Source organism: Marinobacter albus, assembly GCF_030238305.1.
GTDB lineage: Bacteria > Pseudomonadota > Gammaproteobacteria > Pseudomonadales > Oleiphilaceae > Marinobacter > Marinobacter albus.
The window spans coordinates 104,276-129,079 of the sequence record NZ_JASSQD010000002.1 but is presented as its reverse complement, the minus strand read 5'-3'; the positions used below and the strand labels follow the sequence as shown (position 1 = coordinate 129,079).

Annotated in this window: 21 protein-coding genes; 11 read left to right on the top strand and 10 right to left on the bottom strand. The window is 62.4% G+C overall.

From position 1 onward, the window contains the following. Nucleotides 1-8 precede the first annotated feature (8 nt). Nucleotides 9-1,589, top strand: a complete 1,581-nt coding sequence (locus QQF73_RS12105; RefSeq protein ID WP_285368362.1) for an alkaline phosphatase family protein — start codon at nt 9-11, stop codon at nt 1,587-1,589. Between the two features lie 188 nt (nt 1,590-1,777). Further along, the gene (locus QQF73_RS12100) at nt 1,778-2,230 is read left to right on the top strand and encodes an Hsp20/alpha crystallin family protein (protein ID WP_219867509.1); all 453 of its coding nucleotides are present in this window, start codon (nt 1,778-1,780) and stop codon (nt 2,228-2,230) included. 30 nt (nt 2,231-2,260) lie between these two features. On the opposite strand, the gene QQF73_RS12095 is transcribed toward QQF73_RS12100, so the two are convergent. Continuing rightward, nucleotides 2,261-2,578 carry a PA4642 family protein gene (locus QQF73_RS12095; protein ID WP_219867508.1) on the bottom strand — a complete coding sequence of 106 codons (318 nt, stop codon included), beginning with the start codon at nt 2,576-2,578 and terminating at the stop codon, nt 2,261-2,263. A gap of 245 nt (nt 2,579-2,823) precedes the next feature. Here QQF73_RS12095 and QQF73_RS12090 point away from each other — a divergent pair, with 245 nt between their 5' ends. Genes QQF73_RS12090 through QQF73_RS12080 form a run of 3 tightly spaced genes read left to right on the top strand, consistent with a single transcriptional unit; the run spans nt 2,824 to nt 6,895 of the window. Beyond that, nucleotides 2,824-4,185, top strand: a complete 1,362-nt coding sequence (locus QQF73_RS12090; RefSeq protein WP_285368360.1) for a glycine cleavage T C-terminal barrel domain-containing protein — start codon at nt 2,824-2,826, stop codon at nt 4,183-4,185. A gap of 54 nt (nt 4,186-4,239) precedes the next feature. Beyond that, on the top strand, nt 4,240-5,178 hold the full coding sequence (locus QQF73_RS12085) for a methylenetetrahydrofolate reductase (RefSeq protein WP_285368359.1): 939 nt from the start codon (nt 4,240-4,242) through the stop codon (nt 5,176-5,178). Next, on the top strand, nt 5,159-6,895 hold the full coding sequence (locus QQF73_RS12080) for a formate--tetrahydrofolate ligase (RefSeq protein WP_285368358.1): 1,737 nt from the start codon (nt 5,159-5,161) through the stop codon (nt 6,893-6,895). Before QQF73_RS12085 ends, QQF73_RS12080 begins: the two co-directional genes overlap by 20 nt. On the opposite strand, the gene gbdR is transcribed toward QQF73_RS12080, so the two are convergent. Together gbdR and QQF73_RS12070 are read right to left on the bottom strand one after the other, a co-directional pair. Further along, nucleotides 6,887-7,993 carry a choline metabolism transcriptional regulator GbdR gene (gene gbdR / locus QQF73_RS12075; RefSeq protein ID WP_285368356.1) on the bottom strand — a complete coding sequence of 369 codons (1,107 nt, stop codon included), beginning with the start codon at nt 7,991-7,993 and terminating at the stop codon, nt 6,887-6,889. The genes QQF73_RS12080 and gbdR overlap by 9 nt on opposite strands. A gap of 138 nt (nt 7,994-8,131) precedes the next feature. Further along, a complete protein-coding gene (locus QQF73_RS12070) occupies nt 8,132-10,702 on the bottom strand; it encodes a GcvT family protein (RefSeq protein WP_285368355.1) in 2,571 nt (856 codons plus the stop codon). A gap of 250 nt (nt 10,703-10,952) precedes the next feature. Between QQF73_RS12070 and QQF73_RS12065 the strand changes: the two genes are divergently transcribed. Both QQF73_RS12065 and QQF73_RS12060 read left to right on the top strand, forming a co-directional pair. Beyond that, nucleotides 10,953-12,659 carry a chloride channel protein gene (locus QQF73_RS12065; protein ID WP_285368354.1) on the top strand — a complete coding sequence of 569 codons (1,707 nt, stop codon included), beginning with the start codon at nt 10,953-10,955 and terminating at the stop codon, nt 12,657-12,659. Further along, entirely contained in the window at nt 12,646-13,755 is a 1,110-nt protein-coding gene (locus tag QQF73_RS12060) for an ABC transporter substrate-binding protein (RefSeq protein WP_285368353.1), read from the top strand. The genes QQF73_RS12065 and QQF73_RS12060 overlap by 14 nt, the downstream gene beginning before the upstream one ends. A gap of 32 nt (nt 13,756-13,787) precedes the next feature. Here QQF73_RS12060 and QQF73_RS12055 read toward each other — a convergent pair whose 3' ends face one another. The 7 genes from QQF73_RS12055 to QQF73_RS12025 form a co-directional block, all read right to left on the bottom strand. After that, a complete protein-coding gene (locus tag QQF73_RS12055; RefSeq protein ID WP_285368352.1) occupies nt 13,788-14,621 on the bottom strand; it encodes a flagellar motor protein MotB in 834 nt (277 codons plus the stop codon). A gap of 4 nt (nt 14,622-14,625) precedes the next feature. Beyond that, entirely contained in the window at nt 14,626-15,399 is a 774-nt protein-coding gene (locus tag QQF73_RS12050) for a motility protein A (protein ID WP_285368351.1), read from the bottom strand. 54 nt (nt 15,400-15,453) lie between these two features. Further along, nucleotides 15,454-16,281, bottom strand: coding sequence for a shikimate dehydrogenase (gene aroE / locus QQF73_RS12045; protein WP_285368350.1), 828 nt, complete (start codon nt 16,279-16,281; stop codon nt 15,454-15,456). Beyond that, nucleotides 16,271-17,200, bottom strand: coding sequence for an oxygen-dependent coproporphyrinogen oxidase (hemF, locus tag QQF73_RS12040; protein ID WP_285368349.1), 930 nt, complete (start codon nt 17,198-17,200; stop codon nt 16,271-16,273). The genes aroE and hemF overlap by 11 nt, the downstream gene beginning before the upstream one ends. An 8-nt stretch (nt 17,201-17,208) precedes the next feature. Further along, complete coding sequence (tsaC, locus tag QQF73_RS12035) at nt 17,209-17,781, bottom strand: L-threonylcarbamoyladenylate synthase type 1 TsaC (protein ID WP_285368348.1); 573 nt, start codon at nt 17,779-17,781, stop codon at nt 17,209-17,211. Nucleotides 17,782-17,824: 43 nt separating this feature from the next. Further along, nucleotides 17,825-19,009, bottom strand: a complete 1,185-nt coding sequence (gene dprA, locus QQF73_RS12030) for a DNA-processing protein DprA (protein WP_219867495.1) — start codon at nt 19,007-19,009, stop codon at nt 17,825-17,827. Nucleotides 19,010-19,082: 73 nt separating this feature from the next. Beyond that, the gene (locus QQF73_RS12025; protein WP_219867494.1) at nt 19,083-20,099 is read right to left on the bottom strand and encodes a LysM peptidoglycan-binding domain-containing protein; all 1,017 of its coding nucleotides are present in this window, start codon (nt 20,097-20,099) and stop codon (nt 19,083-19,085) included. A 407-nt stretch (nt 20,100-20,506) separates the two neighbouring features. Between QQF73_RS12025 and def the strand changes: the two genes are divergently transcribed. From def to trkA, 4 genes are all read left to right on the top strand, one after another. Further along, a complete protein-coding gene (def, locus tag QQF73_RS12020; protein ID WP_218636151.1) occupies nt 20,507-21,010 on the top strand; it encodes a peptide deformylase in 504 nt (167 codons plus the stop codon). A gap of 98 nt (nt 21,011-21,108) precedes the next feature. Further along, nucleotides 21,109-22,044, top strand: a complete 936-nt coding sequence (fmt, locus tag QQF73_RS12015) for a methionyl-tRNA formyltransferase (protein ID WP_285368347.1) — start codon at nt 21,109-21,111, stop codon at nt 22,042-22,044. 1 nt (nt 22,045) lies between these two features. Beyond that, the gene (gene rsmB, locus QQF73_RS12010) at nt 22,046-23,347 is read left to right on the top strand and encodes a 16S rRNA (cytosine(967)-C(5))-methyltransferase RsmB (protein WP_285368346.1); all 1,302 of its coding nucleotides are present in this window, start codon (nt 22,046-22,048) and stop codon (nt 23,345-23,347) included. Then, on the top strand, nt 23,344-24,747 hold the full coding sequence (gene trkA / locus QQF73_RS12005; RefSeq protein WP_219867491.1) for a Trk system potassium transporter TrkA: 1,404 nt from the start codon (nt 23,344-23,346) through the stop codon (nt 24,745-24,747). Before rsmB ends, trkA begins: the two co-directional genes overlap by 4 nt. The last annotated feature ends 57 nt before the right edge of the window (nt 24,748-24,804 follow it).

Sequence of the window (24,804 nt, the reverse complement as noted above, 5' to 3'; positions counted from 1 at the left end):
AGAACGCCATGACCACTGGCTCCGGTGTTACCCGGGCACGGCTGCGGACACTGTTCTGGTTCCTGATCCTGAACACGCTCCTGCTGGTTCCGGCATTGGCCCTGCCCGGATCAATGCCCTGGCTGTCGGTTGAGGCCCTGGCGCTGTGGGGCTTGCTGTGCCTGGGACCGCGCCGGTGGCCGGGCCTTGGCAACGTCCTGACGCTCGTCTATAGCCTCCTGGCCCTGCTGGTTCTGGTTGATGTCCTGGTTCGCCAGAGTCTGGGTCGGGGACTGAATCTGTACCTGGAAGTTGGCCTGCTGGACGCCGCCTGGAACCTGCTGGATACCAACCTGGGGCCGGTAACCGCTGGACTGGCGCTTGCACTCCTGATAGGGCTGCTTGCTGCCGTGGGCCGGTTGTTCTCTATGAGTCTGGAACGCCTCCGTCAACAGGTCCCGGAAAGCCCGCTCAAGCCACTGCTGTTGGCCGCTACTCTGGCTCTGACCGGGGTCGCCACGCCCCTGATCGGGAGCCCGACGCTGGCGTTGATCGCCCATCAGGCCGAGCTTGTTACCGAGACCCATCAGGCCTTCGCAGCTTTCTCGGAACAGCTTCGCGACCAGCCCACCACCGAAGAAGCCCCGACGCCACTGCCCATGCTGGCCAACCGGGACGTGATTCTCGGCTTTCTGGAATCCTACGGCGTCAGCACCCTGACCGACAGCCGGTACCGGTCGGTGGTCGGACAACGGCTGGAAGCCATGTCCCGGGAACTGGCCGCCGCCGGGCTTACCGTTGCCACAGGCCGGCTGCAGTCGCCAATCCAGGGCGGGCAATCCTGGCTTGGTCACCTCTCCGTGCTCAGTGGCCATTGGATTCACAACCAGCTCACTTACGAGACCTTCCTGAGCAGCGGGCTCCCGACCCTGATCGACGACTTCCACGGCACCGGTCACCAGACCCTCGCGGTAATGCCCGCAATCACCCAGGCCTGGCCCGAGGGCCGACTGCTCCGGTACGGTCAAATCTACGCCCATGACGATCTGGATTACCAGGGCCCGCCATTTAACTGGGTAACCATGCCGGACCAGTACACCTGGCACCGGTTCCAGCAGCTGCGCGAGCAGGCCCCCGGGCCGCTGTTTGCCGAACTGGCGCTGATCAGCAGCCACGCGCCCTGGGTCCCGGTGCTTCCGGTGCTTGAGGACTGGGACGCCATCGGCAACGGGCGGGCGTTCGAACGCTGGCGGGACGCCGGCGAGCCTCCCGTATCGCTGTGGCGGGATCCGGACCGGGTGCGCACCCAGTATGCCCGGGCAATTGACTACACGCTCGCCGTGGCGAGCGGCTTCGCGGCGAGGAATGTGGGGCAGAAAACGCTGATGATCCTGCTCGGCGATCACCAGCCAGCGCCATTGATTACCGGCGATAACGCCAGTCGGGATGTGGTTGTCCACGTCATCAGCGGCGATCCTGCCCTGGTGCAGCCCTTTCTATCCGGTGAACTGCCGGGATTCCGGCTCGGGACCCGGCCGGACCTGAAAACGGCGGGCGCGCCCATGAGCCGTTTCCGGCCGTTCCTGCACCGGTCTTTTGGCAGACATTGAAGGCGGCTTGATGCCGGTCAAAATTCGATCAACTCCTCCCTTGAAAACCCTTAGATCGCGCCTACATTCGGTAGTAGCAGATGTTCACGGATTACCACCTGGCTAACGCCACCGGTGTTAGACAGTTCCGCGAGCGAAGCTGAGAGGTAATTTGCAGATTCGTTTTCGTGAATGAGGAGGGTGTTCCCATGAGCAACGTAACTCGCTGGAATCCGGTCAGTGAATTTGAAGACCTGATGAACCGGTACAATCGAATGTTCGGCCTGGCCCGCACCAACGAGCGTGAAAGCAAAGATATGTTCAGCCGGAGCGACTGGTCGCCCGCCGTCGACATCAAGGAGACCCCGGAGGCGTTCACCATTGACGCCGAGTTACCGGGCATGTCCAAGGATGACGTCAAGGTGACGGTACAGGATGGCGTGCTGACCATTGAAGGCGAACGGAAACACGAGGAGGAATCCGGGGACAAGAAGCACCACCGTGTCGAGCGGTTCTACGGTAGCTTCCTGCGCCGGTTTACCTTGCCCGACAATGTCGATGAGAACAGTGTCAAAGCCAGTTTCAAGGATGGATTACTGAGCCTGACCCTGCAGAAGGCCGAACCGAAGGAACCCAAAGCCATCGAAGTGGACGTGCAGTAAGCTACGCGGTCGGACCAGCCGCGCCGGGACTCAGTTCCCGGCCGCGGCGGTTCGTTTTGCTCCAGCCTGTTCCAGGGCCCGCGCGTAATCCACGCTCCGACGATGCTCGGAGATGATGTCCAGAATGGTTTCGCCGTTTTCATTCACTGCGTTCAAATCCCGTCCGGCTTCCACAAAGAAGCCGATAAAGCGTTCGAAGTCCCCGGCACGCATGGCCTGATAGGCTTTCAGCAGAGCATTGAAGTCAGGATTTTTCGCCGTATCGTAGGGTTCAATGGCGAGAAAGCTCTTTACGCGCTCGTCGCTCCACTCCTCACCAATCACTTTGGGCTTGTCAGGTCCGCTCATATTCGCTCTCTCAATTTCGGATGCTTGGGGTGACTGAGTTCGGGGTTACCGTGAGCCAGCCCCGGGCGCCCCAGTATAAGGATCTGAAACTGGGACAGTTATATGAATTGCGCATGAGATTCTTCGTCCCGGCTATAAGGCGTTGACGCTTTTGGTCGCTTCCATGTCGTAATGGTTCCACCTGCCGACGCCAAACCCCGTCACATTGAGGCTATCAGCAACACCCGCCAAAGGGGGACACAGACATGGCCGTCAAAATCGAACACGCACGCCAGGATAATCCACAACTGCGAGCCGGGGCCGCACGCCAGCCGGACTCGGTCGACCAGAGCAACCGCAAGGTACCGATCAATCTGCGCCAGTCCGGCCCGACGCCGGTGGAAATGCTGATTTCCACCCGGGTCCGCAAATCCCCGTACTGGCATCTCGCCTATGAGGCGGGCTGCTGGCGCGCCACCGTTTACAACCGGATGTACCATCCCCGGGGCTATGTTCGGCCCGAGCAGGGCGGCGCCATGCTCGAGTACGAATCCCTGGTCAATGACGTCACCCTCTGGAATGTGGCGGTCGAACGCCAGATCCAGGTCAAGGGTCCGGACGCCGAACGCTTTGTCAATTATGTGATTACCCGCGACGCCACCAAAATCAAACCAATGCGGGGCAAGTACGTCATCCTCTGCAACGAGGAGGGAGGCATTCTCAACGACCCGGTCCTGTTGCGGGTGGCAGAGGACGAGTTCTGGTTCTCCCTGTCCGACAGCGACCTGGAACTCTGGTTGCGCGGCGTTAACGTCGGCATGGGTTTCAACGTCAGCATTGCCGAGATTGATGTCTCCCCGCTGCAGATTCAGGGCCCGAAATCCGAAGCATTGATGGCCGACCTGTTTGGCGAGGCGGTCCGCGACATTCCCTATTATGGCCTGATGGCAGGCCGCCTGGCCGGGCACGATGTGATCGTTTCCCAGACCGGTTTCACCGGCGAGAAGGGTTACGAAATCTATCTCCCGGAGTCCACCACCTACGCCGAGGACATCTGGTACGCCGTGCTTGACGCGGGCGAAGCCCACAATTTGCGGGTAATCGCCCCCGCCCACCATCGACGGATTGCCGCCGGCATTCTTTCCTGGGGTCAGGATCTCGATGCCGAGACCTTGCCCTTCCAGTGCAATCTGGCCTATCAGGTGCCCCGCAATAAAGACGCGGATTACATCGGCAAGCAACGGTTGGAGGAAGTGCGCGCCCAGCTGGAGGCCGGACATTCGCCCTTCACGCACACGCTGGTGGGTCTCCGGTTCGGAGGCGGCGCGGTCACCGATTATGCCAACGACTTCTGGCTGATCAGCGGGCCTGACGGAGGCAAACCCCAGGGGTACGTCACCTCACCCTGGTACTCGCCGGAGCTGGAAACCAACATCGCCCTGGCCTACGTACCCCTCGCCCTGCAGGCCGTCGGTACGCGACTCACCGTGCACCTGCCGGTGGAGTACGCCGCCATGGACGGGTCGACAGACGTCGAGGCCGAAGTGGTGGACGTGCCCTTCCGTCCCTCGGTCAATCCGAATGCCAGAGAACGCGCACGCGCCAAAGGCATTGACTTTGCCGACTGACAGCCGGGCTTTCCGGATGAACGGCAGCTGCCGGTTACCACAGGATGATGCGTTATGACTCTGGCAAACCAATCCGAGGCCGGAAGGGCCTCGAGAGACCGCGGCGCTGATGCCGACGAGTGCCTTCAGGGCCTGGTGCGCTCCGCGTCGATTGAAGCAACACCACGGCAGATTTTTGCGGCCGAGGACCTGCCCCAGCTGTTGCCGGCCGGGACCCCGGTGTACGTGCCCTTTCTCCCGGGCGGGCAGTTTGATGACACCCTCGCGGCCTGTCGACGTCTGCTCGAGCAAGGTATGCAGGCCGTGCCCCACCTGCCGGCCCGGATGATGGAAAGCCAGGGGCAACTCGACGACTGGTTGGCGCAGTTGCAGGAAAGCGGCGTCGACCGCTTGCTGCTCATTGCCGGCGATCGGGATTCCGTTGCCGGCCCCTTTCCGGACACCCTGGCGGTGCTCGAATCCCACGTACTGTCCCGGTTCCGTTTCCATGGCCTTGGGGTGGCTGCCCACCCTGAGGGCCATCCGCGGGCAGACCGGGCGGCACTGACCCGGGCCCTGCGCATCAAGCAGGAATACGCCCGAACCACCGGCACCCACCTGTGGGTGGTCACCCAGTTTACCTTCGATGCCCAGATCGTCATCGACTGGCTGCAGGGCCTGGGCGCATTGCTGGAACAGGTCCCGGTCTACATTGGCCTGGCGGGCCCGACACGCATGAAGACCCTGCTGAGCTATGCCGCCCAATGCGGCGTTGGCGCCTCGAGTCGCATGCTGCTGCGGCGTCCGGGCAGCGCCAGGCTGCTCCGGGCCTGGAGCCCGGACGAGATGGTGCAATCCCTGGTTCGGTATTGTCTGGACAACCCCGAGACCCTGCTCAAAGGGATACACCTGTTTCCCTTCGGGGGGCTGCGCCAGTCGGCGCAGTGGATTCAAGAACACAGACGGCCCCTTGAGGACCCGAGGAGACAGGCCAATGGCTTCCCGGTACAGTGAGCAAACCTCCGAAACCCCGGTGCTGGACACCCGCCCGCTGACACCGCCCCCGGACATCGAAATTGCCCGGTCGGTTCAGCCCCTGTCGATCCTGCTGTTGGCACAACAGCGTTTTGGGCTGCCGGCGGAGAGTTTAGTGCCTTTTGGCCACTACAAGGCCAAGCTGGATATGGCCTATGTCGACACCTCCGACAAGGCGCCCCGCGGCAAGCTGGTCCTGGTCACCGCGATGACCCCTACCCCGGCAGGCGAGGGCAAGACGACCACCAGCGTCGGCCTCAACGACGGTTTGAACCGTCTCGGCCTGAGCTCGTCGGTGTGCCTGCGCGAACCCTCTCTGGGGCCCTGCTTTGGCATGAAGGGCGGTGCAGCCGGCGGTGGCTGGGCCCAGGTCATTCCCATGGAGGATATCAACCTGCATTTCAATGGCGACTTCCACGCCATCACTACCGCCCATAACCTGCTGGCCTCGCTGATCGACAACCATATCCACTGGGGCAACGAAGCAAGGCTGGACCCACGACTGGTCAGCTGGCGCCGGGTCCTGGACCTGACCGACCGCTCGCTCCGGAACCTGGTCTGTGGACTCGGCGGTAAAGCCCACGGCGTGCCCCGGGAAACCGGGTTCGACATCACCGTATCCTCCGAGATCATGGCCATTCTCTGTCTGGCCGAAGGGCGCGCGGATTTGCGCCAGCGACTGAGCAATATGATTATCGGTCGGCGCGCCGATGACAGCCCGGTCACGGTCGGTGACCTCGGCATGGAGGGGGCGCTTTCGGTACTCTTGAAGGATGCCCTGCAACCGAACCTGGTCCAGAGCCTGGAGCACAACCCGGTGTTTATCCACGGCGGGCCCTTTGCCAACATTGCCCATGGCTGCAACTCGGTCACTGCCACCCGGGCAGCGCTGGCGCTAAACGACGTCGTGGTGACCGAGGCGGGGTTCGGGGCGGACCTGGGCGCCGAAAAATTCATCGACATCAAATGCCGGCATTCGGGCCTGCGGCCCGACGCCGCGGTCCTCGTGTGCACCATCCGGGCCCTGAAGATGCAAGGTGGTGCCAGCCGCAGCCGACTGTCAGCGCCGGATCTGGCTGCGCTGCGCGCCGGCTCCGTCAATCTGGAGCGGCACATCCGGAACCTGCAGCTGTTCGGTCTGACCCCGGTCGTCTGCATCAACCGGTTCCCCGGGGATACCGAGGAGGAAACCACACTCATCAAGACCATCTGCCAGCACCTGGGCGTGCGCGCCGTGTCCGGGGACCACTGGGCCTCCGGCGGCGATGGTGCCACGGAGCTGGCGCAGGCGGTGCTCGACCAGCTCAGTGCCGACGAACCCGGGGTCCGGCTTCTGTATGAGGACAGCCTGCCTCTGGCTGACAAGATCGAGACCATTGCCGAGCGTATCTATCATGCCGACCGGGTCGAATACACCGCAGCGGCCAAGCGCCAGCTGCGGGAGTATGAAGCCATGGGCTACGGCCACCTGCCGGTCTGTATTGCCAAGACCCAGTACAGTTTTTCCGCCGATCCAGCCTTGCTGGGGGCACCGTCCGGTCACACCCTGCCGGTCCGGGAGGTGCGACTGGCAGCCGGCGCCGGGTTCGTGGTAGTGGTGTGCGGTGACATCATGACCATGCCGGGACTGCCTCGCCGGCCCGCTGCCCTGGATATCGGGCTGGATGAGAATGGCCTGGTGGTCGGGCTAACGTGAGCCGGCGTTCTTGGTAAGCATACCGTAGTTGGGTTCGGTACTGGCACGCCGTAGCGCCTCCCGCGAGGAGGACGCCGGGGCCGGACTGGCGTCGGTATGACCATCGGTAGCTGTGCCCGGCGGCCAGACGACCGTCCGCTCCTGCCGGGGTGCCCGCCCCATGGTTTTGCGATAGCAGCGGCTGAAATGGGTGGCCGAGACAAACCCACACATGGAGGCGATTTCGACGATTGAAAAGGATGTCTGTTTCAGGAGTCGACGGGCCCGTTCGAGTCGCACCCGCAGATAATACCGCGAGGGCGTGCAACCCAGGTGTTTCAGAAAGAGCCGCTCAAGCTGACGCCGGGAGGTGCCGGCCAGTGCCGCCAGTTCCCCGAGGTCCAGCGGCTCCTCGATGTTGGCCTCCATCAGTTGCGCGACTTCCGCAAGCCGGGGTTGCGAGCTGGCGAGCCTCGGCAGCACCGGCACCGGCTGCCGCTCGGATTCCTCGCGCAACCGGTCACAAACGAACATGTGCGATACCGCGTTGCTGAGTTCACGGCCGTGGCGGCGTGCGAGAAAACTGAGCATCATGTGCATTGGGACGGTGCCGCCGGTGCAGGTCATTCGCTCCTCTTGGACGGTAAACAGCCGGTTGTTGGTTTGGACCCGGGGAAAGCGTTCCTGTATAGCCTCCAGGCATTCCCAGTGCGCGCTGCAGGCGTAGCCATCGAGCAGCCCGGCACTGGCCAGGACATAGGCCCCGGTGCAAACCGCCGCCAGCAGGACATGACGGCGCGCCTGCTGTCGCAGCCAGCGCACCTGGACCGGAGAAAAACTGTGGATGACGTCCACGCCGGCCACGACGATAACCAGATCAAACTGGTCATCGTCCCGAATCCCGGCATCGGGCATCACGACCATGCCGTCGCTGGCACGCACCATACCGCCATCGGCGGTCAGCAGCGTCCAGGAATAGAGTTCGGTGCCGGAGAGGGTGTTTGCCACGCGCAGGGGTTCGACGGCCGTGGCCAGCGCGATCAACGTGAAGTTGTCGATCAGCAGAAAGCCCACCCGATAGGGCGTCTGGGAGACACGAGAACCTTCGTTCGTGGGCACGGTACCTCCTCCATAGGTTGGAGGGCCTGGTTGCGGCCTGGGCCGGTCATGCGAACGGGACCGCTTGCCCCCTAACAATAGTTTCCATTTTTTGATCAGGCAACGTTGATAAGGTTCCGTTACCACGACGTTCCCGGATCAGGCTTGCACCCGCTCATTGTCCGGATCAAGCAGGGCACGATACCCCACCGCCTCCACCCGAATTGGATACTGTTCCTGGAAGTATTCCAGCGTCAATTCCCGACCTTCCTGGGCGTATTCGTCGGGCAAATAACCCAGCAGGATGTTCTTGCCCAGCGACGGTCCCCAGACAATGCTGGTGCTGTAGGAGCGCCGGCCACACTGGTCCACCAGCACCTCACCGGTCTGCGGATCCAGAATGGGCCACTGGCCCACCGGATAACGCAATACCCCCGCCGAGTCGCGATGTTCGGTCATGGTCATGGTGCAGAGATAGGCCACTTGCCGGGACAGTTTACGCTGCTGTACGTAGGCCTCCTTGCCGAGGAAATCCGCATCCTTGACCTTGGGCCGGGCCAGCCCGGCCTCATAGAGGTTGTACTCCACTTCCAGGTCGACGTTCTGCAGGCGCAGACTCTTCTCCAGCCGACGGGAGTTGGCGTAGGTTTCGATCCCCACCGGGGTCGCGCCCGCGTCGTACAGCAGGTCCCAGATCCTCAGGCCATAACTGAACGGGAAATAAAGTTCCCAGCCCAGCTCCCCGACGTAGGATATCCGGAACGCCCAGACCGGCACCCCCTGGACTTCCAGCTCCCGGGCGGTGGCAAAAGGGAAGCGCTCATGGGACAGCTCGTCCGGGTTACTGACCAATGCGGCGAGCGTCGCCCGGGCTTTGGGCCCCCAAAGGCCAAGGGTGGCCAGGTCATCGGTACGGTCGTCGATGCGGACATTGTCAAAGCCGTGTTTCCTGGCCATCCGCGTCATCCAGCAGTAGTCCCGATACCCGGTATCGCCGCCGCAGACCACCCGGTAGTCGTCGTCGCTCCGCCGGATGATGGTCAGGTCGGACCGAACGCCGCCCCGGGCATCCAGGAAGTGCGTGTACACACCCTTGCCATGGGGGGTATTGCCGCCCACCTTGGCCACGGACAGGAATTCCAGCAACGCTTCGGCATCTGCACCGGACACGTCGAAGATGGCAAAATGGGACAGGTTGACCATGCCCACCGATTCGCTCATCTCCAGCTGTTCGGCGTTCGACACATCCCAGAAATGCCGCGCATCCCACTCGTTCTCCCGCACTGGAACCTGGTCGCGGAACTTGTTCAGAAGCGTTGCCTCGTTGGCAGCGTAGCCGTGTGCGCGCTCCCAACCCGCCGCCTCCATGAAGTAGCCTCCGAGTTCCACCTCCCTGGGATAGAACGGACCGGTGCGCATCTTCCGGCCGGTCAGATAGGGTTCGCGCGGATGAACCGCCGGCGTGTATATCTTCTTGGCGGTTTCGTAGCAGCGGCTGTAAACGTAAGCAGGGGTTTTCTGTAACGGGTAATGCCGGGCAATGTCGACACTGTGCGGGTCCATCTCCGGCATACCGGTGGTCATCCAGTCCGCCAGCAGTTTGCCGGCCCCCGGACCGTCCTTGACCCAGACCGCTTCGCAGAACCACAGGTTTCGCACCTCCGGCGACTCCCCCATCAGCGAGCCGCCATCGGGCGTCACCGACAGCAGGCCATTGAACGAGTGTTTCTCTTCCCAGCCCAGTTCTCCAAGAATCGGCGTCATTTCGATGGCTTTCTCGTAGGCATCCATGACCTGATCCAGTGACAGGTCCCGCATGGAAGGGGACATCCGGGCTTCACCAGGTTCGGCAATGGCGCCGGGGTAGACCAGCCTGGGGTTCTCGGCCTCGTAGTATCCCCATTCGATGCGGCCACCCTCGGTGGTGGTCGGGTCACCGGTGTCGCGGACGTAAGCGGAATTGCCCTGGTCACGGAACAGGGGATAGACAATCTGCTTGCCGGTGCCGGTCAACGCCTCGTAGGGGCCGAAGAACAACAGCGGGTGCTCCAGCGGCATCAGCGGCAGTGCCGCCTTCGCGGTGTAGGCCATCAGCGGTCCCCAGATCCCCATGGCAAGTACTACATACTCGGTTTCGATGTAGCCCTTGTCGGTCTCGACACCGCGCACCCGGCCATCCTGCACGTCGATGCGTGTGGCCGGTGTGTAGGGAAAGGCCTGCAGCTTGCCGGTTGCCACCGCCTCTTCCACCAGGTCGCCGGCCACTTTCTGGGAGCGCGGCACCACCAGGCCGGCATCCGGATCCCACATGGCGCCCTGGATCTGGCTTTCCTCCAGCAGCGGAAACAGTTCCTTGGCCTGGCTGGGGGAGATCAGACTGACGTTGGTGCCAAAGGCCTTACCCGAGCCGACCTTGCGGCGCAACTCGTCCATCCGTTCGTCGTCATCCACCCGCGCCACCTCCATGCCACCGCATTTCACATAGTTGCCGCGTTGCTCGTAGAAGGCCTGGCTGTATTTCGTGGTGTAGATGTTCAGCTTGTCGTGGGAGGTGGTGAAGCAGAAATCCGAAGCGTGTGACGTCGAGCCGATGTCGGTGGGAATGGCCGACTTCTCCAGCCCAACGATGTCCTCCCAACCCTGTTCAATGAGGTGGTGGGCTACCGAGGAGCCGACAATACCGCCCTGGCCAATGATCACCACTTTCGCGCGTTTGGGTAATTGTGCCATCAGTCTCTCCCCTTTCCTCAAGCCCGTCCTCAATCCCAACCCGCGCACCCTGACCGAGCGCGCCGAACTTCATTTCAATGTGGCTCTGATTCGGCACCCGAAGTGATTCCAATACGACATCGAGCCGTCCAAAAACGGCACCAGTACCTGGGTCAGGGGGAAAGGCGGGGGCACAGGTTTCGGGCAAACCGTTGAGGGTATCGCGAAACCGGACTTTACTTGCTGTATGAACAGGGTCGGCGTTCAACAGATGGCGTACCAGATCGGTGTGGTGACAGTGATGGCCATTGCCGTGGGTACGGCTGGCTCGCTTGCGGCCATCGGCTTTGTCGAGGCGGTCCACTATCTCAATGATCGTCTGCTGATTTCACCCTACGCCCGGGTGCAGGCCGACAACCAACCCGGACTGGTGGCGGCCGCAACGCTGCTGGTGCCGGCCCTGGGCGGGCTTCTGGTCGGTCTGGTGGTGCAGTTTCTGATTCGGGAAAGGCGCGGCCTTGCGCCGCCCGACGCCATCCTCGCGGCCCAGACCCCCGGGCCCACGCCGGGCCTGGGCAGCGGCCTCGCCTCCACACTGGCGGCACTGATCTCCCTGGGCAGCGGGGCGTCGGTCGGCCAGTACGGGCCGCTGGTCTACCTGGGCGCCCTGTTCGGCAATCTCGCCGGCCGCTTGCGCCTCAATCTCAGGCACCAACGGTCGATTGCCATCGCCTGTGGCGTGGCGGCGGCGATCTCCACCGCGTTCAACGCCCCGATCGCCGGACTGGTCTTTGCCCACGAGGTCATCCTGCGGCACTACTCGTTGCGGGCCTTTGCCCCGGTTACGGTGGCAGCGGCCACCGGCTACATCATCGCCAACGTGATTTTCGACCGCCCGGTCCTGTTCCTGGTGGATTTCACCCGTGTTGAACACAGTTACGAATTCCTGCTGTTTGCGCTGGAAGGCATACTGTGCGCCGGTCTTGCGTGGTTATTCGTGGTGCTGCTGAAATACAGTACCCACGCCGGCCGGCGCTGCATAGCACTGCCCTGGGCGCGACCGGCGGTCGCCGGACTGGTGGTGGGTATCGTGGCGTTGTGGTTACCGGAGATCCTCGGGATCGGACAGGAAACCCTGCGCTTTGCCACCATCCGGGACGCCTTCGGAATCGGTGAGCTGGCTCTTATCGTGACCGCCAAGCTTGCCCTGACAGCGCTCTGCGTCGGGTTCGGCTTTGTCGGGGGTGTTTTCAGTCCCGCCCTGTTGATCGGCATCCTTTTCGGCGCCCTGTACGGTATGGTCCTGCCGCACCTGGTACCTGTGCCTTACTCCGGCCTGGTGGTCTACGCTATCTGCGGAATGATGGCGCTGGCCAGCTCAGTCATTGGCGCCCCACTGACCACCATCCTGATTGTTTTTGAGCTGACCCGTAACTACGATCTGACCATTGCCGCCATGGTGTCGGTAGTCTTCGCCAATGTCATTTCCTACCGGGCAATCGGCCGGTCCCTGTTTGACCTTGACCTCCGCGACCGGGGGTTCGATCTATCCCTGGGACGGGACAAGGCCATTCTGGGATCCCGCCTGATCCGGGATTACCTGTCCACCATCTATACCACCGCCCGCGGCAGCCACACCGTCGAGGCCGTGCGTAAGCGGCTGGTTGACGAGCACCGCGCCGAGGCAATGATCGTCGACGAAAAAGGCGTTCTTCGGGGCATCGTGCGGTTACAGGGCATTCTCGACAGCCCCGAGGGAACCCCCATTGATCAGCTGGCAATCAGGGCGTATACCCTGTTCGACGAGCACACCTCGGTCTGGCAGTCCATGGAACTGTTACGGGGCTTTCTGGGCGAGGCGGTGCCGCTGGTCTCCGAGGATGGAAAACTGCTGGGGGTGGTGCCCGAGGAAGCGGTGATCCGTGCCTACCTGGAGATCGTCCACGAGCTGCGGGAGGAGGAAAATGAAGCGGCCTGAGGGGCGAGTGTATCTGGTACTGGCAGCGTGGCTGCTGAGTCCGGGGTTTGCCGGATCCAACCCGACCGGGGAGCAGGAAGCCGAGGTACTCACCGTGGCGACCTGGGGCGGGGCCTATGAGGAGAGTCAGAGGCGGGCCTATTTCGAGCCCTTCACCGCGGCGACCGGTATTGCGATCAGGACAGTGCCTTACGACGGCGGCGTCAAGGATCTGGAAAACCATCTGGCGGCTGGAGACGTGCAGTGGGATGTGATCGACATGATCCAGTCCGACGCCAGCGTGGCCTGTGACCGTGGCCTGCTGGAGCCGATCGACCCCGGAATCATAGCGCCTGCGCCCGATGGCGCGCCGCCGCAGGAGGATTTTATGGAGGGGGCGATCCAGCCCTGCTTCATCACCCAGATCGTATTTTCAACGGTCATTGCCTACAACGACCGGGCCTTTCCCGGGGAAAAACCGGACAGCGTCGAGGACTTCTTCGACCTGAAGGCCTTTCCGGGAAAACGGGCCCTGCGCCGATCACCGGTGGGGCTCTTTGAGTGGGCGCTGCTATCGCTGTCCGTGCCCCGGGAGCAACTCTACGACCTGCTGAGCACTCACCGGGGGCTGGAACTCGCATCCCGACGTCTGGACAGTATCCGGGACTCCATCCTCTGGTGGCGAAGTGGCGAGGAGCCGGCGGCGCTGCTGGCCAGTGGCCAAGCAACCATGGCAACGGGCTACAACGGCCGGTTTTTCCACGCCAGGGTGATGGAGGGCCTGCCCATTTCCGTGATCTGGGATGGACAGTTGATCGGCTTCAACAGTTGGGCCATTCCCCGGGGGACCGGTCAGGCCGAGCAGGCCCGGGCTTTTATCGGCTTTGCCACCCAAACCGAGCGAATGGCCGCACAGGCAAACCTGATCAGCTATGGGCCGACCCGGAAATCCGCCCAGAAACGAATCGGGCTGCACACCGATATGGGCGTGTCCATGCAGCCCCACATGCCGACCGCCCCGGCGCACATGGACAATGCGATCTTCCGGGACCACCACTGGTATTCGAAAACCCTCGAGCTGCGTGAACAGTGGTTCCAGAACTGGCTGGATCAGTGACGGCCGGCACCCACAATCACTAGGGCCAATCACTAGGGCAGAATTTCCACCGGTAGCTCGCCTGTCGCTGCCGATTCCTGGCACTCGGGGTCGCGGATGGCAATCTCCACCCTGCGGTTCAGGGCCCGGTTTTCCGGGGAATTGTTGGGCACCAGTGCGTTGGTTTCGGCCCGGCCGGCTGCCACCACCCGTTTCGCCGGCACCTGACGGTTCAGCACCAGCTCATGCACCACCGAGACGGCCCGGGCCGCCGACAGATCCCAATTGGACCGGAACCGACTGCTGGAAATGGGCCGGTCGTCGGTATAGCCGGACACAAAGACATTGCCCGTGCATTCGGCCAGCACATTCACCACCCGTTCGATGATCGGAATCATCTCCGGCTTGATATCGGCCTCGCCCGAACGGAAGGTCGCCTCCTCGGAAAACCGGATAACCACCTGCTGGTCGTCGTAGTTCACGCTCAACGCTTCCGAGGCCACCTCCGATTCCAGCTCGCGGATCAGACGACTGGCCAAGTCGATAACACCACCGGGTATCCTGGTCTCTTCCACCGAGTCGTCGCGTTCGTCGATGAACTCCGGTTGCCGGGCCTGCCTCTCGGCAGGTTCGGGCAGCGACACAGTGTCCGATTGGATCAGGGTGATCGGAGAGCCCCCGACATCCTGACCCACGACGTTGCTGGATCCCAGGGCCACGGCCATGGAGTTTGCCATGGCGCGGTACTTGTCCACGTCCATTTCAGCAAACGACAGCAACAGGATGAAGAAGGTCAGCAGCAGCGTCGCCAGATCGGCAAAGGTGACGATCCAGGCCGGCGTCGAGGTCTTCAGGCGGGTGCGGTTTTTGTGCTGAACAACTCCCAAGGCCTCAGGCCTCCCGCTCCGGCACCAGGCCAGTACGCTGATCCGGGTGGACGAAGGACGATAACAACTCGGTCATGACCCGGGGATTCTCGCCGCGCATGATGTTCTTGATCGAGGTGATGATCAGCATCTGATTGCGGGTTTCATCTTCCGCCTTGAGCTGCAGCTTGTCCGCCAGGGGCAGGGCGATCAACTGGGCAAGGAACGCGCCGTAGAGAGTGGTCAACAGGGCAATGGCCATGGCCGGACCGATGGAGGAAGGGTCGTCCAGGGTGTTCAGCATCTGGACCAGCCCCACCAGGGTGCCCAGCATGCCGATGGCCGGCGCCGATTCGCCAATACCCCGGAAGACCCGCTCGGCCACTTCGTAACGCTCAACGGACTGGCGGGCTTCCTGGGCCAGGGCTTCTTCCACCAGTTCCGGGGGATGGCCATCGACACACAGGTTGATGGCCTTGCGGAGGAAGCCGTTGTCGGTCTCGTGGTTTTCCAGGCCCAGGATACCCTCCTTGCGCACCACCATGGCGAGCGCGCCAACCTCCCGGATCAACTCCGTCGGACGGTCAACCCGATCGATGAATGCGGCGCTGAAGGCCAGCCGGAAGGCGCTCATGACCGAGGGCATGCGGAACTTGATCAGGGTCACGGCAAAGGTGCCGCCCAGAACGATGGCAAGGCCGGGCAGGTTCAGGAAAGTCAGCAGCGAGGCATTGGCCAGCATGGCCATGCCCACAATCAGAACACCTGCGACAAGCCCGACGAGGGTAAGAATATCCATGGAAAACCCTTAGTAAATTTGACCCTGAGCATAGCCCAAACCCCGGCCACCGGCTCAGTCGTTACGCAATTCTTCAATGACCGGTACGGTATCTGGACGGACTCCCCGCCATACCCGGAAGGACTCCGCTGCCTGCTCCACAAGCATGCCCAGGCCGTCGAACACGTGGCGGGCGCCCTGGTCCAGCGCCCACTGGTTGAAGGTCGTTGTCTGCAGAGAGTACATCATGTCGTAGATCACGGTGTCGGCGCCGATCACATTTGCCGAAAGCGGCGGCAGATCGCCCTGCAGGCTGGCACTGGTGCCGTTGATGACGAGGTCGTAGGGCTCGTCGGGCTGATCGAAACCACAGGCGCTCAACTCGGTTCCGTGGGCGTCTGGCGTAAACAGTTGCACCAGCCCTTCCGCACGGGCAACCGTACGGTTGGCGATGGTCAGCGACGCCGGATGCTGGGCCAGCAGCGGGCCGATCACACCTCGCACTGCACCGCCAGCGCCCAACAGGAGGATGCGTGCCTTCGCCAGAGTGACACCGTGGTTCCGGGTCAAATCCTGCACCAGACCCTGGCCATCGGTATTGTCGGCTGTCAGCTTGCCGCTCTCGTCCCGATACAGGGTATTGGCCGCCCCGGCCTTCTCCGCCCGTTCCGTTCGGCAATCCGCCAGCCGCCAGGCCTCTTCCTTGAAGGGGATGGTGACGTTCAGGCCTTTGCCCCCTCGGGCGAAGAAGTCGTGGACGGAGCCGGCAAAATCCGCCAGCGGCGCCTGGAGCGCCGTGTATTCCACCGCCTCACCGGTTTGGCTGGCAAACAGGCTGTGGATTCTCGGCGATTTGCTGTGACTGATCGGGTTGCCAACCACGGCGTACAGGTCATTGTGCATTCTGCGTCTCCAGCCAGTCTCGTCCAGTCAGGAAGAACTCGGTCAGTCGGGCTTCCTCGGTGCCAGGTTCCGGCACGCGGCTGTAATCCCAGCGCACCAGGGGCGGCAGCGACATCAGGATGGACTCGGTCCGTCCGCCGGATTGCAGCCCGAACAGCGTGCCACGGTCGTACACCAGGTTGAACTCGACATAACGACCGCGCCGATAGAGCTGGAAATCCCGCTCACGGTCGCCAAAGGGGTGCGACCGACGCCGCCGGACGATCGGCTCATAGGCATCAATATAGCTGTTGCCCACCGATTGCATCAGACCAAAATCCTGATCGAAATCACCGGTGTTGTGATCATCGAAAAACAGCCCGCCAACGCCGCGCGGCTCGTCCCGGTGTTTCAGATAGAAGTAATCGTCACACCAGTGCTTGAAGTGGTCGTAGAGACCGTCGCCAAACGGATCGCAGGCGGCTTTGGCAGTTCGGTGCCAGTGCACACAGTCTTCCTCGAAGCCATAGTAGGGGGTCAGGTCGTAACCTCCGCCAAACCAGTACACCGGCTCGGCGTCTTTGGGGGTGGCGATGAAGAAACGGACGTTGGCGTGGGAGGTGGGCACGTACGGATTGTTGGGATGCATCACCAACGACACGCCCATAGCCTGCCAGGGTGCACCCGCCAGGTGGGGCCGATGGGCGGTAGCCGATGCGGGCATGGTCTCGCCCATGACGTGGGAGAAATTCACGCCGCCCTTTTCAAATACGGCGCCATCGGCGATGACCCGGCTGACACCGCCGCCGCCCTCGGGCCGGTCCCAGGCGTCGCGCGCGAAGACGGCACCATCTTCCAGGGCTTCGAGACGGGCGCAAATGCGCTCCTGAAGGCCCAGAAGGTAGTCTTTCACGGCCTTGATGTCGGGTTGCTGAGACATGAACTCTCCTAACGAAGCTGCTGACCACTGACAATATCAATAATGCGGCTCGGGTTGCGACGCCCGCCCAACGCCCCCGGCACAAGCCAGTCGAGCTGCTGGCCGAAGTACCGGCGCACCTGCCAGGAATAACGCGCTGGTTGACGCCCTGCCGGGTTGCACGATGTCGAAACCAGGGGCATACCGGCAGCGTCGCACAGGGCACGAACCACCGGATGGCTGCTGACCCGGACTGCGATGGCACTGTGACGTCCCCGCACCCACTCCGGAATCTGCTGTTCCACGTCGGGCAACAGGCAGGTCACAGGCCCCGGCCAATGCCGCTCGGCCTCGCGTTGCAAGCCGATGGGCAGGGGGTCGAGCAGGAAACGGATCTGGTCCAGGGAGCTGGCCACGAGGATCATACCCTTCTCCATGGGCCGGTTCTTCAGCTCAAGAATACGCTCAACCGCCTGGATGTCCCAGGGGTCGCAGCCCAGGCCCCAGACCGCTTCCGTTGGGTAGGCGATGACGCCGCCGCCGAGAAGGGTTCTGCGGGCGCAGTGAAGCTGCCAGTCGCTGAGGGGGGAGGGAACTGTCATGTTGGTGTCTTGGGCTACTGTCGGGTGGACTCTCACACCGGGTTCAGGCGAGTCGCTGGAAGCCCCCCGGGGCCGAACCCGCCAGGCCCTGCAGCTCCAGAAGCAGCAGCGCCTGCATGAGCTGGTCCGCGGGCAGGCCGGTCACTGAACTCAGTGCATCTGTTGACTGCGGATCATACCCTAAAGCCTCGTATACCGCGATTTCCCGATGCTCCAGACCAGCGAGTTCCGGGCGCCGGACGTCCGGCTCTGAACCTGACGATGCACCTGGACAGACAGGCTCCGAGAAGGACCACCAGGTGCCGAGTTCCTCAAGAACGTCGTCCACCGTCTCCACCAGGCGCGCACCCTGCTTGATCAGGTGATGACAGCCACGGGAGACCGGGCTGTGCACCGAGCCCGGAATGGCAAAAACCTCCCGGCCCTGTTCCAGCGCCAGCCGGGCGGTGATCAGCGAACCGCTTTTCAGCCCGGCTTCCACCACCAGAACACCCCGGCTGAGGCCACTGATGATGCGGTTGCGCTGGGGGAAGTGGGCGGCCCTGGCCGGCGTTCCCGGCGGATACTCCGACACCATCAGGCCTCGCTCGATGACCCGTTGCCCGAGCCGTCGATGCTGGCTCGGATAGATCCGGTCGAGTCCACTGCCAATGACAGCCAGAGTCGGAAAGTCGCTGTCCAGGGCGCCGGCGTGAGCGGCGCCGTCAACGCCGAGGGCCAGGCCACTGGTCACCAGCAGGTGTCGGGCACTGAGTTCCGCGGCGAACTTGCGGGCATGATCCAGGCCCGCGCGACTGGCGTGTCGACTGCCGATGATACCGATCTGGTCCCGGTCCAGCAGGGTGGTGTCGCCCCGGGCATAGAGGACCAGCGGCGCATCGTGAATGTGGCGCAGGGCCTCGGGAAAGCCGGGGTTCTCGCAGGTGATGATCGTGATCGCCAGGCGCTCGCAGTCCCGCTGAATCTGCCGGACGCCCGCCACCACCGGATGATCGGAATCACCCTGTTGCCAGGCGCGGATAGCTTCCCGGGTCTCGGCCGGGAGGCCGCAGGCCCTGAGCGTGGCCGGATTCAGCCAGAGCAGATCGGTCAACCGGGGATAGGCAGAGGCCAGCTTGCGCCGGCGTCGCAGCCCCAGGCCGGGCAGGTTCGCCAGTGCCAGCCAGCGGGCAGTGTCATCAGGAACGGGGCCCGGATTCCGGGCATCGGGAACGGGTAGGTCGGTCACAATATCATCCTTGAAAACGAAAAAAGCCGGACCTTCCTGGCCCGGCCATCATCAGAACCCGACGCTTAGTGCATCAGGGGTTGGTTACCTGGTCGCCCACCGACAGGGCGCGGGTGGCCTGCAAGACCAGGCCATAGCTCATCTTTTCATAGGACCTGAAAACCATCATCAGGCCGGCACGCTCAGACGGCAATTCGATGGTTTCCCCGGTGATCGGATCGCGAACCATGTTGCCGCTCTTGAGCACAGCCATGACGTTGCCCGGCTTCAGGCCATCACGCTCGCCCCGGTTGATGGTCACCACGTCAAACTGGCCAATCTGGCTGACACCGCCATCGACGGCGATCATCACGCCTTCAACCTGCTGGTCGGGCGCACTGGGCACGAAACTGGTGGAAATCGGGCGATTGACGTTGGTGAGCAGACGATCACCAATACGGATCTCCTGATTGGACTTCGTCAGCCGCAGAGTCAGCACATCGCCGTTTTCCGCCGTGACATTGCCGGCACCAATGCTGCGGGCCTCCAGACCGAGAAACTCGCCGGTTTCCGGGTCAATAAATTCCTTGGTGCGGCGGAAGATCCCCACTTTATCCGCGGGCTTGTCGCCACGCGCGTAGATGCGATCACCGGCGCCGGTGATGATTCGGCCGTCTTCACCTTCCAGCACGTAAGGTGCACCGTTCAGTTCTTCGGGTGTCACGATGCGTGTGTCGGTCAGGAAGCTGCTGATGGCGTCCAGCGGAATGGCAGGAATCGGCGTATCAATTGGCTCGGAGCGAACCTTTGGCGACAGCTTGACGACATCGCTGGAAGCCACCTTGGTCACGCGGGGCTGGCCGTCGATGTAGACCAGAGCAAGGCGATCGCCAGGGTAGATCAGATGAGGATTCGCAACCTGAGGGTTCACGTGCCAGATTTCAGGCCAGTACCACGGGTTATTCAGAAAACGCCCCGATATATCCCAGAGGGTGTCACCCTTTACGACAGTGTAACGCTCGGGATGATCCGACCGCAGCTCCGGTGCAGCCTGGGCCCAGGAGGTGAACAGCAGCGTAAATGCTGCCAGAGCGTACAGCAGTTTCCTCATTGTGTAAGTCCTTGATCGCGTGCCTTGAGTCTTTGCATTCTTTTTGGATGCAGCCAGTTATCCGCAGCTTATTACGTTGTTATTCCTGATACTATAGAAGAAGTCCCGGAATTTGTGATGTTATCTTTTGTTCTTCCAGTAAATTCTATCCTTCCGGCGAGAGATTTTAACTATTAACTGATCAGTTTGTACTCAATCGACGAATTGTTGGATAATAGAGAAATCGCGTTAACGCTGCTGGCAGCCGTTGAATCCTACGGTTCCGTCCCGATCATCTTAGGTAAAGGGTGATTTTTTGCGCAGTACGCTGTCGCATTTTGGCGATCAGTTTCACTCGCTTGCAGAAATTTACAAGGGATACAAACGTTAACACTGCACTCAGATATACAGGTCAATAAACGAGCGTCATGATACTAGATATTCTCGAATACCCGGATCCCCGTCTGCGCACCATCGCCAAGCCGGTGGACGAGGTTACGGACGATATCCGCAAGCTAATCGACGACATGTTCGAGACCATGTACGATGCGCCCGGCATTGGTCTGGCGGCCACTCAGGTGAATGTTCACAAGCAGATCATCGTGATGGACTTGTCGGAGGACAAGAGCGAGCCGCGGGTGTTCATCAATCCCGAGGTCGAGGTGCTTGATGGCGAGCTGGAGGACATGCAGGAAGGCTGCCTGTCGGTACCGGGCTTCTACGAAGACGTCAGCCGCATCGAACACTGCATGATCCGGGCCATTGACCGCGACGGCCAGCCCTACGAGCTCGAAGCCCGCGGATTGCTTGCAGTGTGTATCCAGCACGAGATGGATCACCTGAACGGCAAGCTGTTTGTCGATTATCTCAGCGCCCTGAAGCGTAACCGGATTCGCAAGAAGCTGGAAAAGCTGCACAAGAAGAGCGCCTGACCGGGCAAGCGTGGAACACTGCCAGGACAGGTAAACAGACTTCGGACCGGGTCGCGACCCGGTCTTTTCGTATTCAACGGAACAGAGACTTCAGCACCGTGCGACTCGTTTTTGCTGGCACCCCGGACTTTGCAGCCACCGCCCTGACAGCCCTGCTGAACACCCGCCATACCGTGGTCGGTGTCTATTCCCAGCCGGATCGACCCGCCGGCCGCGGCCGCAAGTTGATGCCCAGCCCGGTCAAACAGGTGGCCCTCGACGCCGGTATTCCGGTGTTCCAGCCGGAAAGTCTGAAAACGGAAACTGCCCAGCAGGAACTGGCAGACCTGAAACCGGACGTGATGATCGTTGCGGCCTATGGCCTGATCCTGCCCAAAGCCGTGCTCGACATTCCCCGGCACGGCTGCCTGAACATTCACGCCTCGCTGCTGCCGCGCTGGCGCGGCGCCGCACCGATTCACCGGGCGATTGCCGCCGGTGACACCGAGACCGGCATCACCATCATGCAGATGGATGAGGGCCTCGACACCGGCGCCATGCTGCTGAAATCCATGACCGTGATCGAAGCCGATGACACCGGCGGCAGCCTCCATGACCGTCTGGCGGCGCTCGGCGGCAATGCCATTGTGGAAGCCCTGCGGCTGCTGGAAAAAGGCGAACTGAAAGCCGAAGCCCAGAATGATGATTTCGCCTGTTACGCCCGAAAGCTGACCAAAGACGAGGGCCACATCGACTGGTCGAGCGACGCGGCGAGCATCGAGCGCCTGATTCGAGCGTTCAGTCCCTGGCCTGGCACCTACACCGATCTGGACCAGCAACGACTCCGCATCCACTCGGCCACAGTCCTCCCCGATGATAGCCGGAAGCCCGCAGGCACCGTCCTTCGCCGGGAACGGGACGGCATTGACGTGGCCTGCGGCACCGGTACCCTGCGCATCACTCGCCTACAATTGCCGGGCTCCAGGGCCCAGAGTTCGAGCGACCTGATCAACGGTGGCAAACAGTTGCTGCTTCCCGGTCAGGAGCTGCACTGACATGGGGGGGCACAGCCAGCCCGTGAGAGCCGTTGCCGCCGATGTACTGCTCGCGGTGGAAAACGGTCAGTCCCTTTCCCAGTGTCTGCCGCCGGCGCTGGCCCGGCTTCCCATCAACGAACGCCCGGTCCTCCAGGCGCTGTGCTATGGCACCTGCCGATGGTTTCACCGGCTCGACGGCGAACTCCGGGGCCGGCTGAAAAAACCGCTGCGTAGCCCCGATCGCATCGTTCACCACCTGATGCTGGTGGCGCTGTTTCAACTCCGGTTCAGCCAGCACGCCACCTACGCGATTCTCAATGAGACCGTGGAAGCCTGCCGGGCACTGGACAAGCCGCACCTCACCGGTCTGGTCAATGGGGTGCTGCGGGCCGCCGAAAGGGAAGGGGCCCCGGCGCCGGCCAACGACGCGGACCGGTTCAGCCATCCGGCCTGGATGGTGGAGAAACTGCGCCACAACTGGCCGGATGACTGGCAACGGATTCTCGATGCCAACAACGCCCAGGCCCCCATGACGCTGCGGGTCAACGCCCTCCGCTTCACCCGCGAGCGCTACCTGGCCCTGCTGGCCGAGGCGGGTATTCAAGCTGCACCCACCCGGTATGCGCCCTGCGGTATCCAGCTGGATCAGCCGGTACCCGTGGAGCACCTGCCCTGGTTTGCCGATGGCGCCGTCAGCGTCCAGGACGAAGCCGCCCAGCTGTGTACGACGCTGCTGGATCTGGCCCCGGGCCAGCGGGTGCTGGATGCCTGCGCCGCGCCCGGCGGCAAGACCTGCGCCATTCTGGAAGCCTGCGGCGATCTGGCCGAAGTGGTGGCGATCGACGAATCGGCCGCACGCCTGCCACGGGTGCAGGAGAACCTCGACCGGCTGGATCTTGAGGCCACGCTGATCCAGGCCGACGCCGCGGACATTGACCAGTGGTGGGATGGCAACGCTTTCGACCGGATTCTGCTCGACGTGCCCTGCAGTGCCAGCGGCGTCATCCGGCGCCACCCAGACATTAAGCTGCTGCGTCGGGAAACAGATATCGTGCCCCTGGCCGGAATTCAACTTGGCCTGCTGGAGGCCATGTGGTCTATCCTCAAACCCGGCGGGCGGCTGGTGTATGCGACCTGTTCGGTGTTCCCCCAGGAAAACCACCGTATAATCCAGCGATTCCGTAAACAGCAGGACACCGCCGTGCTCGTGGAACCGGAGGTTTCATGGGGACGGGATATGGGCGCGGGGCGGCAGCTGCTCCCCGATCCGAACAGCCATGACGGCTTCTTCTACGCCGTACTGGAGAAACCCGAAGCATGAAGATCATGATCCTCGGTGCCGGCCAGGTGGGTGGCACACTGGCCGAAAACCTGGCGAACGAAGCCAACGACATCACCATTATCGACAGTGACGGTGCCCGGCTACGCGAGTTGCAGGACCGGCTCGACATCCGGACGGTCCAGGGCGAGGCGTCGTATCCGACGTCGCTCCGGCAGGCCGGGGCGGAAGACGCCGACATGCTGATTGCCGTCACCAGCAGCGACGAAACCAACATGGTGGCGTGCCAGGTCGCCAAGCTTCTGTACAAGACCCCGACCACCATCTGCCGGGTTCGGGCCAACGCCTACCTCGCAAAATCGGATCTGTTCTACCAGAGGGACCGGAAGAAAGACCTCGACAGTCTGCGCGGCTTCCCCATTGACGTCCTCATCAGCCCGGAACACCTGGTTACCAAGCACATCACCCGCCTGATCGAAAACCCAGGCGCTCTGCAGGTGCTCGAGTTCTCCAAGGGCCTGACCCGGCTCGTGGCGATCCGGGCCATGAAGGGTGGACCGCTGGTCGGCCATGAGTTGTCGTACCTGCGCACCCACATGCCCCGTATCGACACCCGGGTGGCAGCCATCTTCCGGAAGGACCGGGCGATCATGCCCCAGGGCGACACGGTGATCGAGGATGGCGACGAAGTGTTCTTCATCGCCGCGTCCGACCACATCCGGTCGGTCATGAGCGAATTGCAGCCCCTGGTCAAGAACTACAAGCGCATTTTCATCTGTGGCGGCGGCAACATCGGCCAGCGCCTGGCGCACACGCTGGAGAACCGGTACCAGGTCAAGCTCCTTGAGCGGAACCACGAGCGCTGCGTGATGCTGTCGGAAAACCTGCGCAAGACAGTGGTGCTGGAGGGCAACGCTGCCAACAAGGACATCCTGCTGGAAGAGAACATCGAGAACACCGACGTGTTCTGCGCCGTCACCAACGACGACGAGGCCAACATCATGGCCTCACTGCTGGCCAAGCGGCTTGGCGCGCGCAAGGTGCTCACGCTGATCAACAACCCGGACTACGTGGACCTGATCCAGGGTGGCGACATCGACGTGGCCATCTCGCCCCAGCAAACCACCATCGGCAGCCTGCTGACACACGTGCGCCGGGGCGACGTGGTGAACGTTCACTCCCTGCGCCGGGGCGCTGCGGAGGCCATTGAAGCCATCGCCCACGGCGACCACCGCTCCTCCAAGGTGGTCGGCAAGCGACTGGATGAAATCAACCTGCCGGAGGGGACCACCATTGGTGCCATCGTGCGGCACAACGAAGTCCTGATCGCCCACGATCACCTCCGGGTCCAGCCCGATGACCACGTGATCCTGTTCCTGGTGGACAAATCCCGGATCCGGGATGTGGAAAAACTGTTCCAGGTGGGGCTGACGTTCTTCTAGTTCAAAATCAACGCAGTGAACTCCTCTTAGAAATACCGCTTTGGCAAGCGTATAATG